Raw genomic sequence first — 14835 nt, 5'->3', positions numbered from 1 at the left:
AGTGATTAAATTGCTAATGTGCCAATAGCATAATGCCAATGTGCCAATTACCATGCGGATAGGAAGTCTGCACAGTAATTGGCACATTGGCATATTGCCCTATTGGCACATTAGCTTATTTCTTTTTCAATTCAGGTATCTGAATAGTTGTACCTACTGGAACCCGATCCGGATTTGGTATTTTACTTTTGTTATGCTTTACCAAATAAGGCCATAGATCTTTTGTTCCATAGTAACGAAGTGCTATTCGCGTTAATGTTTCTCCTGATTGTATTTTATGAGATGTTTTTGTACCCACAATATCATAACTTGTTGAATCCGGATTCACTGGAATTACATTTTTTGATAAATTCGACGAAGTTGTTCTCTCAGGCTTATTCAAAGTTGTTTTCTTTTGGCTTGCCTGCACAATGGAATCCTGAATTGCAGCATTCTTTGCAGCCATTATGCTATCTGTATTTTCTATAGGAAGTACCTTTTCTGTACTAACAGTTTCTGTTGGCAATTTCTTTGAACTAATTAAATCTCCCATAAGGTTTGGGAAGAAAATAAAAATAATTGCAGCACCACAAATTATCAAAGTTATGAGAATAGCAGCAATAACTGCTTTAACACTGGAATCTTTAGGCTGCTGTGCAGAAACGAAAGTCTCTTCCGGAATTTCCTCTTCTACTACTTTTTTTTCTTCTGATTCGCTTATTTCTTCATCAACAGTTTCTGTTTCGTCCGAAACCAACGGAGTTTCAACTTCTTCTGTTTCGATTGGTTTTATATCTTCTGTTTCAATTGTTGTCGATTCAATAACAGGTTCAAGTTCAGGTATGTTATCGCTTTGATTTATTACCGGTATAACAGGAGATATATCATCTGAATCAGTTTCATTGTTTAATTCCGGTTCATCATCTTCATTTGCCAAATCCTCACCAAATGTAACTCCATCTTTTAATATAATAGTCTCAAAATGAGCAAAAGGTTTATTAACAGCATCACGCAAAGAAGCTTCTGGTGTAAAAGACACTTTGGTATGTCCTTGTATTTCAAAACGTTCACCTGTATTTACATTGATACTTTCACGACTTTTTACGTCAATAAGTTTAAATGTACCTAAACCTTTCACCTTTACAATTTTGTCTTGTTCAAGTCCTTCTTCGATCAAAAGGAAGAATTCTTTGAGAAAGGTTTCCGCATTCTCTTTCTTAAAACCATGTTTGCTGACCAGAATATCAATCAGGTTCTGGCTGTTTAACCTATCTTCTGCCATTTTGTTTCTTATTTAAACTTTTCTTTAAGTTTTGTATGTGGCTTGAATGCTAAAACTAGTTTTGGCGGTACCAACATACGTTGTTGAGTAGTAGGATTCACAGATATGCGTTCAGCCTTCTTCTTAATTTCGAATGTGCCAAATTCCTGGATGTTTATTGATTTTCCGTCCTCCAGCTCTTTAACAACCTCCGAAACAAAAACTTCAATCATTTGTGTCGTTTCCTGCTGTGATTTATTCAACCGGGAAGCAAGTTCTGATATAAATTCTTTCGTTTTCAATGTTATATATATTTGTAGAAAGCTGCTATATTAGTGATAATTAAGGAGAAATGCAAATTTTTCATCAAATAACCGTTCCATAAAGATCGAATTCATCCGAACCTATCACTTGTATCTTATAGAACTGACCTATTTCCAACTCCTTTTCATCTTGTTTTATTAATATTTCAGGATCAACTTCTGGAGAATCAAATTCAGACCTTCCAATATAATAATCACCTTCTATGCGATCAATTATTACTTTCAACTTCTGCCCTATTTTCGCAGCACAAAGTTCGGTAGAAATTTCTTGCTGAATGCTCATTAATTCATCTAACCGCTGCTGTTTAACATCTTCTGTTATAGAGTCTTTGTACTTTCGGGCAGAGTATGTTCCTTCTTCTTCAGAATAAGCAAAAGCACCCATCCGTTCGAACCGGACTTTGCGTACAAATTCTTTTAATTCTTCAAAATCCTTTTCTGTTTCGCCTGGATGCCCAACCATTAAAGTTGTACGTAAATGGATTCCGGGAACTTCTTTTCGGAATTGTTCTATCAAATTGTATGTCTCGACTTTTGTCACTTGCCTACGCATCATACTCAACATGTTATCACTGATATGTTGCAAAGCTATGTCCATGTATTTACATACATTATTTTTTTCACGCATTACCCGGAACAAGTCAGTTGGAAAATGGGCTGGATAAGCATAATGTAATCTAATCCATTCCACTCCAGAAATATCTGCTATTCTTTCAACTAATTCAGGCAGCATTTGTTTCTTATATAAATCAATTCCGTAGTAAGTAAGTTCTTGTGCAATTACTTGAAATTCTTTAACGCCTGTTGACACAAGATATTCAACCTCTTCCAATATTTCCTCTATTGGCCGGGATACATGCTTTCCGGTTATTATGGGAATAGCACAATACGAACATGTTCTGTCGCACCCCTCTGATATTTTCAGATAAGCATAATGTTTGGGGGTAGTTAATGTACGCTCCGGTTCTAATTCCTGATGATAAGATTTTCCCAGATCATTGAGTAATTCTTTCCAGTTAAATTTTCCATAATACTTGTCTACCTGTGGAATCTCAATTGACAATTCCTTTAGGTATCTTTCGGATAAACAGCCCATTACAAATAGTTGTTCGAGCTCTCCTTCTTCTTTGGCCTGTGCAAATTCAAGAATCATATTAATCGATTCTTCTTTTGCATCACCAATGAATCCACAAGTATTAATTACAGCAATTTCTCCCTGAGGTCTTTCAGGATCGTGTGTAACATTGTAGCCTACTTCTTCTAGTTGTCTTATCAGTTGTTCTGAATCAACAAGATTTTTAGAGCATCCAAGCGTAATAATATCTATTGTTTTCTTCATTCGTTTTCTCCAAACAAAGATTCTACAAATTCTTTTTTACGGAAAACCTGCAAGTCTTCCATACCTTCACCTAGACCAATGTATTTAACAGGTATTTTAAACTGATCGGAGATTCCAATTACAACACCTCCTTTAGCGGTTCCATCGAGTTTTGTTATTGCCAGAGCAGTAACTTCTGTTGCCAACGTAAATTGCTTGGCTTGTTCGAAGGCATTTTGTCCTGTCGATCCATCTAAAACAAGCAACACTTCATTGGGAGCATCCGGAACAACTTTTTTCATTACATTTTTAATCTTGGTCAACTCATTCATTAAGCCAACCTTGTTATGTAACCTACCAGCTGTGTCAATTATAACCACATCTGCTTTGTTTGCTACAGCCGAATTTAATGTATCAAAGGTAACTGAAGCCGGATCTGCACCCATTTTTTGCTTTACTACCGGCACCCCTACACGCTCGCCCCAAATAACCAACTGTTCAACAGCTGCTGCACGAAAAGTATCGGCTGCGCCCAGATACACTGATTTCCCAGCTTTTTTAAACTGATAAGCCAGCTTTCCTATTGTTGTAGTTTTACCAACCCCATTAACCCCTACTACCATAATTACATAAGGTTTCTTTTCTAATGGTATATCGAAATCATCAACATCATCCGAGTGATTTTCGGTTAATAAAGCAGCTATCTCCTCACGAAGAATTGTATTTAATTCCTGTGTATTAATGTATTTATCCGAAGCAACTCTTTTTTCTATTCTTTTAATGATATTAAGAGTAGTTTCAACCCCTACATCCGAAGTTATCAGAATCTCCTCCAGGTCATCAAGAACTTCGTCATCAACTTTGGACTTACCAGCCACAGCACGGGCTAATTTACCAAAAACACTCTCTTTTGTTTTTGATAGACCTTTATCTAAGGTTTCCTTTTTTTCCTTAGAGAAGAAATTAAAAAATCCCATAATACCTAGTTGTTATTGTGAAAAACATTATTTTACAAAGATAATTATTTTTAAGGTTTATAATAAATATCCAGCATATTTATTACATAAAAAATCCCCTCAATTTATTCACTGAGGGGATTTAATCTATATAGTAAGTATAATTACTTCTTGAAAAAGTCCTGAACTTTATCGTTAGGAACCATTTGTTCGTCAAAAATATAAGCACCTGTTTTAGGTGATTTAACCATTTTGATAACCTTTGTATATGAACGACCTTCTTTAGTGCCGTCCTGTAAGCTTGCTACAGTTTTCTTTGCCATGGTCTATCTTATTTTATTTCTTTATGTACTGTTACTCTTTTCAGAATTGGGTTGTATTTTTTCAACTCAAGTCTTTCAGTTGTATTTTTTCTGTTTTTTGTAGTGATGTAACGAGATGTACCCGGCATACCACTTTCTTTGTGTTCAGTGCATTCCAGAATTACTTGTACTCTGTTGCCTTTAGCCTTCTTTGCCATAATTCTTATTTCTCCTCTTTCTTAGCCGATAACTTTAATGCTTTTCCAATCACAAAAGCCTTTAGTTACAGCATCTTTCAATGCAGCATCTAAACCTTTTTTATTAATAGTACGCAGACCAGAAGCACAAATGCTAAGGCTGATCCAACAATCTTGTTCTACATAGTAGAATTTTTTCTTAAACAAGTTCAACTCAAAAGTTCTTTTAGTTCTTCTCTTTGAGTGTGAAACATTGTTGCCAATCATGGCTTTTTTTCCTGTAATTTGACAAATCTTCGACATTTCTATCTCGTTTTTTATAGTTTCAATCTATGTTTTCTTCAAACAGAGCGCAAAGTAAGCACTTTTATTGATACAAAACAAATAATTTATTCATTAATTCACTGTGTAATAGCAATTTTTCTTTATTTTGCCACATCATAAAGTAATAATAAGGCATTATTTACAGCCCTCTCCATGTTTGCAGTACGCCCTCTATCGCCTTCCTGCTTCATAGTAATAACTTTGTCTTTGTATCCAGCAGCAATCCAAATTGTGCCTACAGGTTTTTCTGCGGTTCCACCGGAAGGGCCTGCAATTCCCGATGTTGCCACAGCACAGTCGGTATTCAATGATTTCATCGCTCCTTTTACCATTTCTATAACAGTTTCTTCGCTTACTGCTCCATGTTTTGCCAGTGTTTGGGAAGAAACATGCAAAAGTGACATTTTTACTTCATTATCATAAGCTATAATACTTCCTTTGAAATAGGCCGAACTGCCAGCTAATGCAGTTAATTGAGCAGCAATTCTTCCTCCGGTACAACTTTCGGCACTTGATACTGTTAGTTTTTTAGCCAATAATAAGTTAGATACTAAAGCTTCTGGCGAGGTGTTGTTTTCATCGGACAGATTGTCCTGTAGAATATCTTTTAACTTAGTACTTTCTGCATTAAGTAGTTCTACTAATTCTTCCTGATTCTTTCCGCGTGCAGTAAGTCGCAGACGAATAATCCCTAAATTAGGCAGATAAGCCAGCTTGATGCTTTCCGGAAGATTAGTTTCCCAATTTTCCAGTTTTTCTGCCAACACAGATTCTGGGTTATTCCGAACCATATATGTTCTATGCAATATGTAATCACTCCCAACCTTTTGCTGTAGCCGAGGAATAATTTGTTCGCTCATCACTGTACTCATTTCATGAGGTACTCCCGGCATTGACACTAGTATTTTGCCATTTTCTTCAAACCATGTTATTGGAGCTGTTCCAACTCTATTCTGTATGATTACAGCTTTTTCGGGTACATATGCCTGATTTCTATTTAGTTCGTTCATAGGTACCCTTCCGGAAAGAAGTCTCTGAATATTTTCAAATGTTACTTCACTAAAAACCAGTTGGCTGTTGAAGTATTCGGCAAGCGTTCCCAAGGTTATATCATCTTTGGTTGGGCCTAGCCCTCCAGTTACAAGAATAATATCACACCTTTTCATCGCATTGTCCACTGCCTCCAGAATTTCTTCTTTTCTATCGCGAACAGCAATTTTCCTTATTACCTCAATACCTATTTTATTAAGTTCTTTGCCAATCCATGCAGAATTGGTATCAATGACCTGCCCAATGAGTAGTTCATCGCCAATAGTTATAATTTCAGCAAACATAATCTTTAGATTGTTACTCTTGAATAAGGAGGCAATTCGATAGATGCAAAATCCTTATCCTGAAATTTTAAATATCCAACTATAGCTACCATAGCTGCATTATCTGTAGTATATCCAAATTTAGGAATAAATATTTTCCAGCCATACCGTTTAGCATGATCGTGAAAGGCGTTTCTTAATCCTGTATTTGCAGAAACTCCTCCTGCCACAGCTACCTGGTTTATGTTATATTGTTTTGCAGCTTTGCGAAGTTTATCCATCAATATGTCAACAACTGTAGCCTCTAATGAAGCTGCAAGATCATTTTTATGATTTTCGATGAAATCGGGATCATCTTTAATCCAATCTCTTAAAGAATATAAGAAAGATGTTTTTAATCCGCTAAAACTGTAATCCAATCCGGGAATATGAGGTTTATTAAAAGAATATGCCTTGGGATTTCCCTGCCGCGCCAACCGATCAATAATCGGCCCCCCTGGATAGCCTAGCCCCATAACCTTGGAACATTTATCAATGGCTTCGCCGGCAGCATCATCAATAGTTTGCCCAAGTACTTCCATTTCTTTATATGATTTTACAAGGATAATTTGTGAGTTTCCACCAGAAACCAGAAGGCATAGAAACGGATATTGGGGTTGAACACTCTCCTCTCCTTCTTCTTTGATATAATGTGCCAAAACATGGGCAGCAAGATGATTTACATCTATCATTGGGATATTCAGAGAGCGGGCAAATCCTTTTGCAAATGAAACCCCTACCAATAAAGATCCCATTAGTCCGGGGCCACGCGTAAAAGCGATAGCACTTAGTTCCTCTTTTTTCACTCCTGCCCTTTTCAAAGCTTCATGTACTACAGGTAATATGTTTTGTTGATGTGCACGTGATGCCAATTCAGGTACAACACCACCATAAGATTCGTGTACAGCCTGATTGGCAATTACATTCGATAATAATACACCATCCTTTATTACAGCAGCTGAAGTATCATCGCACGATGACTCAATTCCCAATATAATAACACTCATATTTTAGATATTTTACGATGCAAAAGTAATGATTAAATAGTTTTATACGGTTATATTTTATACTTTTGTTCGCTAATAAAACGCAATCATTGATTAAAAAGGTAAGGAAATTTTTAGGTTATGTATTTGGCACTTTCTTTTTCTTATTTATAAGTGCCTTTGTTTTGTTGAATATTCCTTATATTCAACAAAAGATAACTGTTTTGGTGGCCAATGAACTTTCCTCTATGCTTGATACAAAGGTAGAGATTAGCCGGATAAATGCAGGCTTATTAAATCGAATTATTATTGATGATCTTTTAGTAGAAGATCAATCCGGAAAAGAAATGCTAAAAGTTAGCCGTTTATCAGCTAAATATGAGATACTACCTCTATTACAGAAAAAGATTTCAATCAGTAGCGTACAGCTTTTTGGCTTTAACATTCAGTTAAACAAAGCTTCTTCCGAAGCTGATTTGAATTTTAAATTCATACTAGATGCTTTTGCATCTAACGACTCAATAAAAAAAGCGCCCAATATTGATTTGCGTATAAATTCTCTTATCATCCGACGTGGTAGTTTAGCTTACGACGTTAATTCCATAAAGGAGACTCCAGGGAAGTTCAATCCTCAACACATCAAATTATACAATATACTTGGCAATATTTCTTTAAAGGCGTTCCGTAATGATACCATAAATGCACAGATAAAGCGTTTCAGTGTTGACGAACAATCCGGATTAGAATTACGCAAACTAAGTATGAAGGTTCTAGGTAGCGAAACTAATATGACTATTGAGAATTTTGAAGTTGGTTTACCTGGTACTTTACTAAAAATGGACACTCTCAGGATGGATTATGATAGCTTAGGTTCTTTCAACCATTTTGTTACTGATGTGAACTTTTCTTTCAGAATGCTACCTTCTTATGTAACCTTACAGGATATTGCTCCATTTGTACCAGTATTTAATAATTTTAAAGAAAAGCTACATCTGGAACTAGACGCTCATGGTACAGTTAATCAACTCAAATGTCCACGCCTCTTTGTTAGATCGGGTAATCAGTTACGGATTAGTGGTAAAGTAGATTTTCAGGATTTGTCCGATCCGGAAAACGCATTTATTTATGGTAAGCTATCTAACTTATCAGCAAACAGAGAAGGGATTGATTTTCTGGTAAGAAATTTTAGTAAGCACTATTCTGAAACACCTCCAATATTCAGCAGATTAGGAAATACAGCCTTTAATGGAGAAATTACCGGCTATTTTACCGACTTGGTTACTTATGGTACTTTAAATACCGATCTGGGATCTGTAAAAGGAGATGTTAAATTCACTTCAGACAAGCAAAACAATTTATTTTCTTATTCAGGAACTATAGTTAGTGAGAAATTTGAATTAGGGAAATGGCTCAACAACGAAAAGTGGGGAGAAATTTCTTATAAAATGGATATTAAAAGTAATTCTTCGCACAATGCTTATCCTAATCTAGCATTAAAAGGAGATATACAATCTGTTGAGTATAGTGGTTATGAGTATAATAATATTGTTCTGGATGGTGAATATAAAAATGGCGGTTTTGATGGAGCCTTTAAACTGGACGATGAAAACGGTTTCGTATTTATAAATGGCCACATAAATATGAATGAAAAAATACCAGTATTCAACTTCTATGCTAATATTGATCATTTCCGGCCACATAATTTAAAAATAACTCCTAATTATCAAGATTCTGAAATTGCTTTAAAGATAAATGCAAACTTCACAGGGGGTAATATTGACGAAATGATAGGAAGTATTAATGTAGATAGCGTTTCGTATACCTCACCAAATAATTCCTATTTTATTGATAACATAAATGTGAGTGCCAATAATTATAACAACAAAAATATACTCACTTTACATTCCGAAATATTAGATGTCAAGGTCGAAGGTAAATATTCATATCTTACTTTACCAAATAGCATCATGACTCTGGTTAGTCAGTATCTTCCATCAGTATTTCCACCTAAAAAAAACACTGTTAAAAACAAGAATGACTTTAATTTCGATATAGATATATATAATGTAGATGTTTTACGGGAAATTTTCAATATCCCCATAACTATATATAGTAATGCTGAGATTAAAGGGTACTACAATGATTATGCAAATCGTTTTAAAATAGATGTCAATGTTCCACAAATAGAATATGGAAACTATCTTTTGGAATCTGGCTTGATTTCATGTGACAATGCTCTTAATGTATTAAATGGAGAGATAAGAGTTACAAGTCATCGAAAAAACGGATCGGTTAGCATTGCTCTTGACACAGAAATAAAAGATGATAAATTAACAGCCAGTATTAATTGGGGTAACAATTCAGCAGTAACATATAGTGGTCATCTTGAAGCAACTGCAAAATTTAACAGACTGAATGAAAACGCACCTTCTTTCAACACCCAAATAGATATTAAACCAACTGAAATCATTTTGAATGATACCATCTGGAATGTTCATCAGTCAAAAATCAGTTTGGAAGATAAAAAGATACATGTTGATAATTTCCTTTTTTCTAAAGAAGGCCAATTCTTATTGATTGATGGATATGCATCGGATGACATGAACAGTTTGCTGAATGTAAAGCTACAGGATATTAATATTAGTTATGTTTTCGATATATTTAATCTGCGCAGTATTGATTTCCAGGGAATGGCTTCGGGTACTGCAACAGCACATAGCTTATTAAAAAATCCTGTAATGAATACAAGTTTATCCGTTCGCCGCTTTTGTTTTAATGACACTTATCTGGGCGAGATGGACATCACAGGCAGGTGGGATGGCGATGAAATGGGTATCTATCTCGATGCTGTTATAAATGAGAAAGATATAGCAGAAAATAAAGTGAGTGGATACATCTTTCCTTTGAAACCCAAATCAGGAATCGATCTGGACATACATGCAAAGAATATCAATTTGGCTTTTATGAGAGAATACCTGAACGGAATAACTCCTGATATAAATGGCCGTGGCAGTGGAAATGTTCGTTTATACGGTGGTTTCTCGTCTCTGAATATTGTTGGAAAAGCAAAAGCCAATGCTACATTTAAGGTTGATGTTTTAGATACTTATTTTACATTAAACGACAGTATTCAAATGTTGAAAGAAGAAATATCGTTCAATAATGCATCGTTTTCCGACTTGGAAGGGCACAAAGGAAGTGTTAATGGTTATTTAAGGCATAAGAATTTCAAAAACATGAATTACCGTTTTCAAGTAAACGCCAATAATATGTTGGTTATGAATACACATGAAACTCCTGACATGCCGTTTTATGGAAAAATTTATGGAACAGGAAATGCTACTTTAAGAGGCAATATGGATGCGTTAACGGTAGATGCTGGTATAACAACCAACAGAAATACTACTTTTGTATATACACTGGCCGAATCGGCTTCGGCAGTAAGCAATCAATTTATAAAATTTGTAGATAAAACTCCTGGGCGAAATATTGATTACGAAAAACAATTATCCGGTTTTGAATTGGCACAACAAAAGAAAAAGAAAAGTGAAGAAAAAAAAGGAGAAATGGATATTAAACTGAATATTGTTGTTGATGCTAATCCCGAGGCCAATGTACGTATTATAATGGACCCTATTTCGGGTGATTATATAAGTGGAAAAGGATCGGGTAACTTAAGAGCAGAATATTATAATAAAGGGGATATCCGGATGTTCGGCAATTATTATATCAGCCAGGGAGTATATAAATTCAGCTTGCAGGAAGTTATCCGTAAAGATTTTATTATTAACCAAGGAAGCAATATCATTTTTAATGGAAACCCTGGTGATGCTACAATGGACATTCAAGCCATTTATACAGTAAACTCAGCATCTTTATCCGATTTGATTCCTGAAAGAGGAACCGGAGAACTGATTAAACGAAACAATGTTCGTGTTAATTGTTTGATGAATCTGACCGGAGTTCTGTATCGACCAACTATAAAATTGGGGATTGAATTGCCCAATGAACGCGAAGAGATTCAAGAACTTGTACACAACTATGTAAGTACAGATGAAGAAGTTAATATGCAAATACTTTATTTGTTGGGAATAGGTAAATTCTATACTCCTAGCAATATTGCTTCTACACAAAACTCTAATGTAATGACTTCCGTATTATCCTCTACCCTATCAGGACAACTTAATAATGTATTATCTCAGTTTCTGGAAAACAAAAACTGGAACTTCGGAACAAATTTAAGCACTGGCGAACGTGGGTGGACTGATATTGAACTAGAAGGAGTTCTATCGGCTCAATTGTTAAACAACCGACTTCTTATTAATGGTAACTTTGGTTATAGAGAAAACCCATTAAGCGAAACTAATTTTGTTGGCGACTTTGATGCGCAATGGCTATTGATTCCATCGGGCGATCTTCGATTAAAAGCTTATAACCAAACAAACGACCGGTATTTTACCCGCTCTAATCTCACTACACAGGGAATTGGCATATTATTTAAAAAAGACTTCGATAGATGGGGAGATTTGTTTTTGAACTGGCGTAATAAGCAAAAGAAAAAAGCAGAAGAATCAAAAGAATCGGAACAGGCTAGTGAAACAGAATCTATGGATAATTCGGATCAATAATGAAAGTGATAAGTCATCCTGAGCATAGCGAAGGATCTGTAACATAGCAGATCTCTCATTACATTCGGGATGACAAAGGGATTTTTATTTGCTAAAGAAGGGCAGAACATAAGCTATCTTAAAGTCAAAAGCAGGATAGAACAAACTGTAAGAAGGATAGTCCATATTATAACCATAACCCAATCCAACAGAATAGCTATACATCCAATGCTTGCCAATATTCCGCTGTCCTCCCCAATTCAAATTAATAAGAAGAGTATTCGAATAATATTGTGGATCAGACAACGATTTAGAAACATATTTCACTTTAACTCCAAAAAAATTGCCGGAATTAAGAAGTAAAGATTTTCCCTTTGCAGCCCTTTTATCTCTATTATAAAAGTACTTTCCATATACAGACGCATGAAAGCTAGGTTCCAGCAATGCCCAGTGCCAATCCATATTGTCGAGAAGACCATCTCCATCGTACAAATCATAACTTGGGCCCACTCCAATGGCTCCCTCAAAGGTCATTTTGGATGAAATAGGTGTTTCTAAAGATATTGCAAAGCCATTTATTCCAGCTTCTACTTTTTGATAAGTTCCCAGATCTTGTGAAAATAACGAATTAAAAACGCTAATAAATAAAATTAAAAAGATACTTCGTTGCATAGTTTGAATATAAGGTAAATGTGTTAAAAGTCTAGTGTTGCCACAGATTAACAAACTACCAGTAATCTGAAAATTAAGAATCTGTGTAATCTGGTAATCTGTGGCTTATTGAAAATGAGGTTTATTTTCCTCTTGTTGGTTTTTCTGGTTTCACCTCTGGAGTGATACCAGCCAATTCCGGGTCAATCATAATACGTCCGCAATATTCACAAACAATGATTTTTTTACGCGAACGTATGTCTAACTGTCTCTGTGGTGGAATCTTATTAAAACAACCACCACAAGCATCACGCTGTACATAAACCAATCCTAATCCGTTACGTGAATTTTTACGGATTCTTTTAAATGATTGTAATAAACGTGGTTCTATAGTTGTTTCTAAGTTTTTAGCCTTTTCTCTCAGTTTTTCTTCTTCTTGTTTTGTTTCGGAAATAATTTCGTCCAATTCTCCCCTCTTCTGATCAAGGTCTTTCTGTCTTTCAACCAAAGCAGCAGTACTGGTAACAATTTCTTCCGACTTGTTTTTTTCTTCGGCAGTAAATTCTTTGATACGTTTTTCGCAAAGTTCTACTTCCAAATTCTGGAATTCAATTTCCTTGCTTAGGAAATCATATTCACGGTTGTTACGTACATTCTCTTGTTGAGTTTGATATTTTGCAATTGTAGCTTTTGCCGTTTCAATTTCAATTTTCTTTGCAGCTATTGACGATTTTAATTCGGCTACTTCGGCTTTAATTTTATCAATACGTGTACTCAAACCTTCTATTTCATCTTCCAGGTCTTGTACCTCTAACGGAAGTTCTCCTCTCAATGTTTTGATTTTATCGATATCCGACAACATAGTTTGGAGCTGGAACAAAGCTGTAAGTTTTTGCTCTACAGTTAGTTCTTTAGACTCTGTGTTTTTGGTTTCTTTTGCCATTTTATTATAAATATTTAATAGGATTCGTATTTACTTTACTTTGATAAAACTTAAAATCAGGAAGCATTTCTTTCAGAATATCGTCAAAAATTTCTTTGGTGTATTGTTCGCTTTCGTAATGACCAATTTCGGCTATTAACAAATCCGATTCGTGCCCAAAGTAATCATGGTATTTCATTTCACCAGTAATAAAGACATCAGCTTTTTTCCTTATTGCATCAGGTAGTAAAAATGCTCCCGATCCACCACAAAGAGCAACTTTATGAATTAATCGTCCCGACATCTTATTATGCTTTATACAGCCTACTTCGAATGTTTTCTTTATCCGTTTTAAAAATTCTGTTTCAGTTTCAGGCGTTTCAAGTTCTCCTATTACTCCCGACCCGGCTTGCGACCATGAATTCTTTAATTCATAAAAATCGAAAACTGGTTCTTCGTATGGATGACTCCCTAATAACGCCCGTAGTACAGCTCCTTTCTTGAAAGCTGGCAATACCGTTTCAATACGGATTTCTTCTTCCTTATGTAACTCTCCTTGTTTTCCAACAAAAGGATTACTTCCTTCTAATGCTCTGAATGTTCCTGTTCCCTTAAGATTGTAACTACATGAGTCGTAATTACCTATATAGCCACATCCAGCCATAAAAATCGCTTCTCGTACCTTTTCGGTATGAGAAACCGGTACAAATGTAACAAGCTTTAAAAGAGAGTTTTCCTTTTCGCTTAGGAACTGGATATTTTTAAGACCAATTTTATGGGCAATCTTAAAGTTCACACCTCCGGTAGCATTATCCAAATTGGTGTGTGCTGAATATATAACAATATCATTCTTAATGGCTTTAAGAATACATCTTTCTACATAATCCTTTCCGGTAATGGATTTATATCCTTTAAATATTAAAGGATGATGCGAAATTACAAGATTACAACCCAATGAAATTGCTTCATCCAGAACTGCTTCGGTAACGTCAAGACACAACAAAGCCCCTGCTGTTTCCGCATCTGTTAATCCGATTTGCAATCCGGCATTATCAAATCCGTCTTGCAAGGGCAGAGGCGCAAATCGTTCAAGGGCGCTTACTACTTCCTTTATTTTCATTTTTAAAAGAGAAATTCGGGGCAAATATACAAAATAATTTTGAATTATGGCACTATTCATGCTTCTATAATTTTAGCCTGAATTATTTATATTCCAGAATGGAAGGAGTTAAAGGGAGTGTTTTATGAATCCCCCATGGGGATTTGTGTTTGCGTGTTTTGTTTTTCTATTGATATGAATGCCCTCTGGGCATTAGCCACAAGCCCATATTGTATGCAGTTGCCCGTAGGGCATTCATATCAATAGAAATAATATCATAACAAAATTCTTAATCCCCATAGGGGATTCATATTCTTTATTTCGCTTTTCGAGTTGAATTCAGCTCAGGAAGTTTATGCCCCAAAAACCATCATAAGTATCATAACGCACTTATTTACCTGTGTTTCAATATAATACATTATGACAGTTCCCCAAAAAGTAAAACATAAGTACCATTTGAAGGTAAGCGTCTCCGCTTTGTCGCCTATATTGTATTTCTTGTTTGTTCTTGGTCAAGGAATGACTGATTTTTTAAAATTCAAAGGGATTTCTTAAGAA

The 14835-nt window shown here is 35.3% G+C and carries 13 protein-coding genes; 1 reads left to right on the top strand and 12 read right to left on the bottom strand.

Annotated elements, in window-relative coordinates; all coding sequences use genetic code 11:
• Positions 1-115: 115 nt before the first annotated feature.
• The 9 genes from D0T85_RS17740 to tsaD all read right to left on the bottom strand — a co-directional run bounded on the left by D0T85_RS17740 (position 116) and on the right by tsaD (position 7019).
• Positions 116-1261 (bottom strand): HU family DNA-binding protein, encoded by a 1146-nt coding sequence (locus D0T85_RS17740; RefSeq protein WP_163214865.1) that lies wholly within the window; start codon positions 1259-1261, stop codon positions 116-118.
• Positions 1262-1269: 8 nt separating this feature from the next.
• A complete protein-coding gene (locus D0T85_RS17735) occupies positions 1270-1542 on the bottom strand; it encodes an HU family DNA-binding protein (RefSeq protein WP_163214864.1) in 273 nt (90 codons plus the stop codon).
• Between the two features lie 64 nt (positions 1543-1606).
• Complete coding sequence (rimO, locus tag D0T85_RS17730; RefSeq protein ID WP_163214863.1) at positions 1607-2902, bottom strand: 30S ribosomal protein S12 methylthiotransferase RimO; 1296 nt, start codon at positions 2900-2902, stop codon at positions 1607-1609.
• Positions 2899-3858: a signal recognition particle-docking protein FtsY gene (gene ftsY / locus D0T85_RS17725; RefSeq protein WP_163214862.1), complete on the bottom strand. Its 960-nt coding sequence runs from the start codon at positions 3856-3858 to the stop codon at positions 2899-2901. The genes rimO and ftsY overlap by 4 nt, the downstream gene beginning before the upstream one ends.
• A gap of 143 nt (positions 3859-4001) precedes the next feature.
• Entirely contained in the window at positions 4002-4160 is a 159-nt protein-coding gene (locus D0T85_RS17720; RefSeq protein WP_163176343.1) for a DUF4295 domain-containing protein, read from the bottom strand.
• Between the two features lie 8 nt (positions 4161-4168).
• Complete coding sequence (gene rpmG / locus D0T85_RS17715; protein ID WP_008761579.1) at positions 4169-4357, bottom strand: 50S ribosomal protein L33; 189 nt, start codon at positions 4355-4357, stop codon at positions 4169-4171.
• A gap of 21 nt (positions 4358-4378) precedes the next feature.
• Complete coding sequence (rpmB, locus tag D0T85_RS17710) at positions 4379-4639, bottom strand: 50S ribosomal protein L28 (protein WP_163214861.1); 261 nt, start codon at positions 4637-4639, stop codon at positions 4379-4381.
• A 122-nt stretch (positions 4640-4761) separates the two neighbouring features.
• On the bottom strand, positions 4762-5994 hold the full coding sequence (locus D0T85_RS17705) for a CinA family nicotinamide mononucleotide deamidase-related protein (protein ID WP_163214860.1): 1233 nt from the start codon (positions 5992-5994) through the stop codon (positions 4762-4764).
• Positions 5995-5999: 5 nt separating this feature from the next.
• Positions 6000-7019 carry a tRNA (adenosine(37)-N6)-threonylcarbamoyltransferase complex transferase subunit TsaD gene (gene tsaD, locus D0T85_RS17700; RefSeq protein ID WP_163214859.1) on the bottom strand — a complete coding sequence of 340 codons (1020 nt, stop codon included), beginning with the start codon at positions 7017-7019 and terminating at the stop codon, positions 6000-6002.
• A 227-nt stretch (positions 7020-7246) separates the two neighbouring features.
• Here tsaD and D0T85_RS17695 point away from each other — a divergent pair, with 227 nt between their 5' ends.
• Complete coding sequence (locus D0T85_RS17695) at positions 7247-11626, top strand: translocation/assembly module TamB domain-containing protein (protein WP_163214888.1); 4380 nt, start codon at positions 7247-7249, stop codon at positions 11624-11626.
• An 84-nt stretch (positions 11627-11710) separates the two neighbouring features.
• On the opposite strand, the gene D0T85_RS17690 is transcribed toward D0T85_RS17695, so the two are convergent.
• The 3 genes from D0T85_RS17690 to D0T85_RS17680 all read right to left on the bottom strand — a co-directional run bounded on the left by D0T85_RS17690 (position 11711) and on the right by D0T85_RS17680 (position 14298).
• Positions 11711-12277: a hypothetical protein gene (locus tag D0T85_RS17690; protein ID WP_163214858.1), complete on the bottom strand. Its 567-nt coding sequence runs from the start codon at positions 12275-12277 to the stop codon at positions 11711-11713.
• A gap of 121 nt (positions 12278-12398) precedes the next feature.
• Complete coding sequence (locus tag D0T85_RS17685) at positions 12399-13199, bottom strand: zinc ribbon domain-containing protein (protein ID WP_163214857.1); 801 nt, start codon at positions 13197-13199, stop codon at positions 12399-12401.
• A gap of 4 nt (positions 13200-13203) precedes the next feature.
• Positions 13204-14298 carry a Nif3-like dinuclear metal center hexameric protein gene (locus D0T85_RS17680; RefSeq protein WP_163214856.1) on the bottom strand — a complete coding sequence of 365 codons (1095 nt, stop codon included), beginning with the start codon at positions 14296-14298 and terminating at the stop codon, positions 13204-13206.
• Positions 14299-14835 lie beyond the last annotated feature (537 nt).

Origin of the sequence: Bacteroides sp. 519 (assembly GCF_010500955.1) — a bacterium.
In the GTDB taxonomy this organism is placed as follows: Bacteria; Bacteroidota; Bacteroidia; order Bacteroidales; family Bacteroidaceae; genus Bacteroides.
This window is presented reverse-complemented; position numbering and strand designations above follow the sequence as displayed.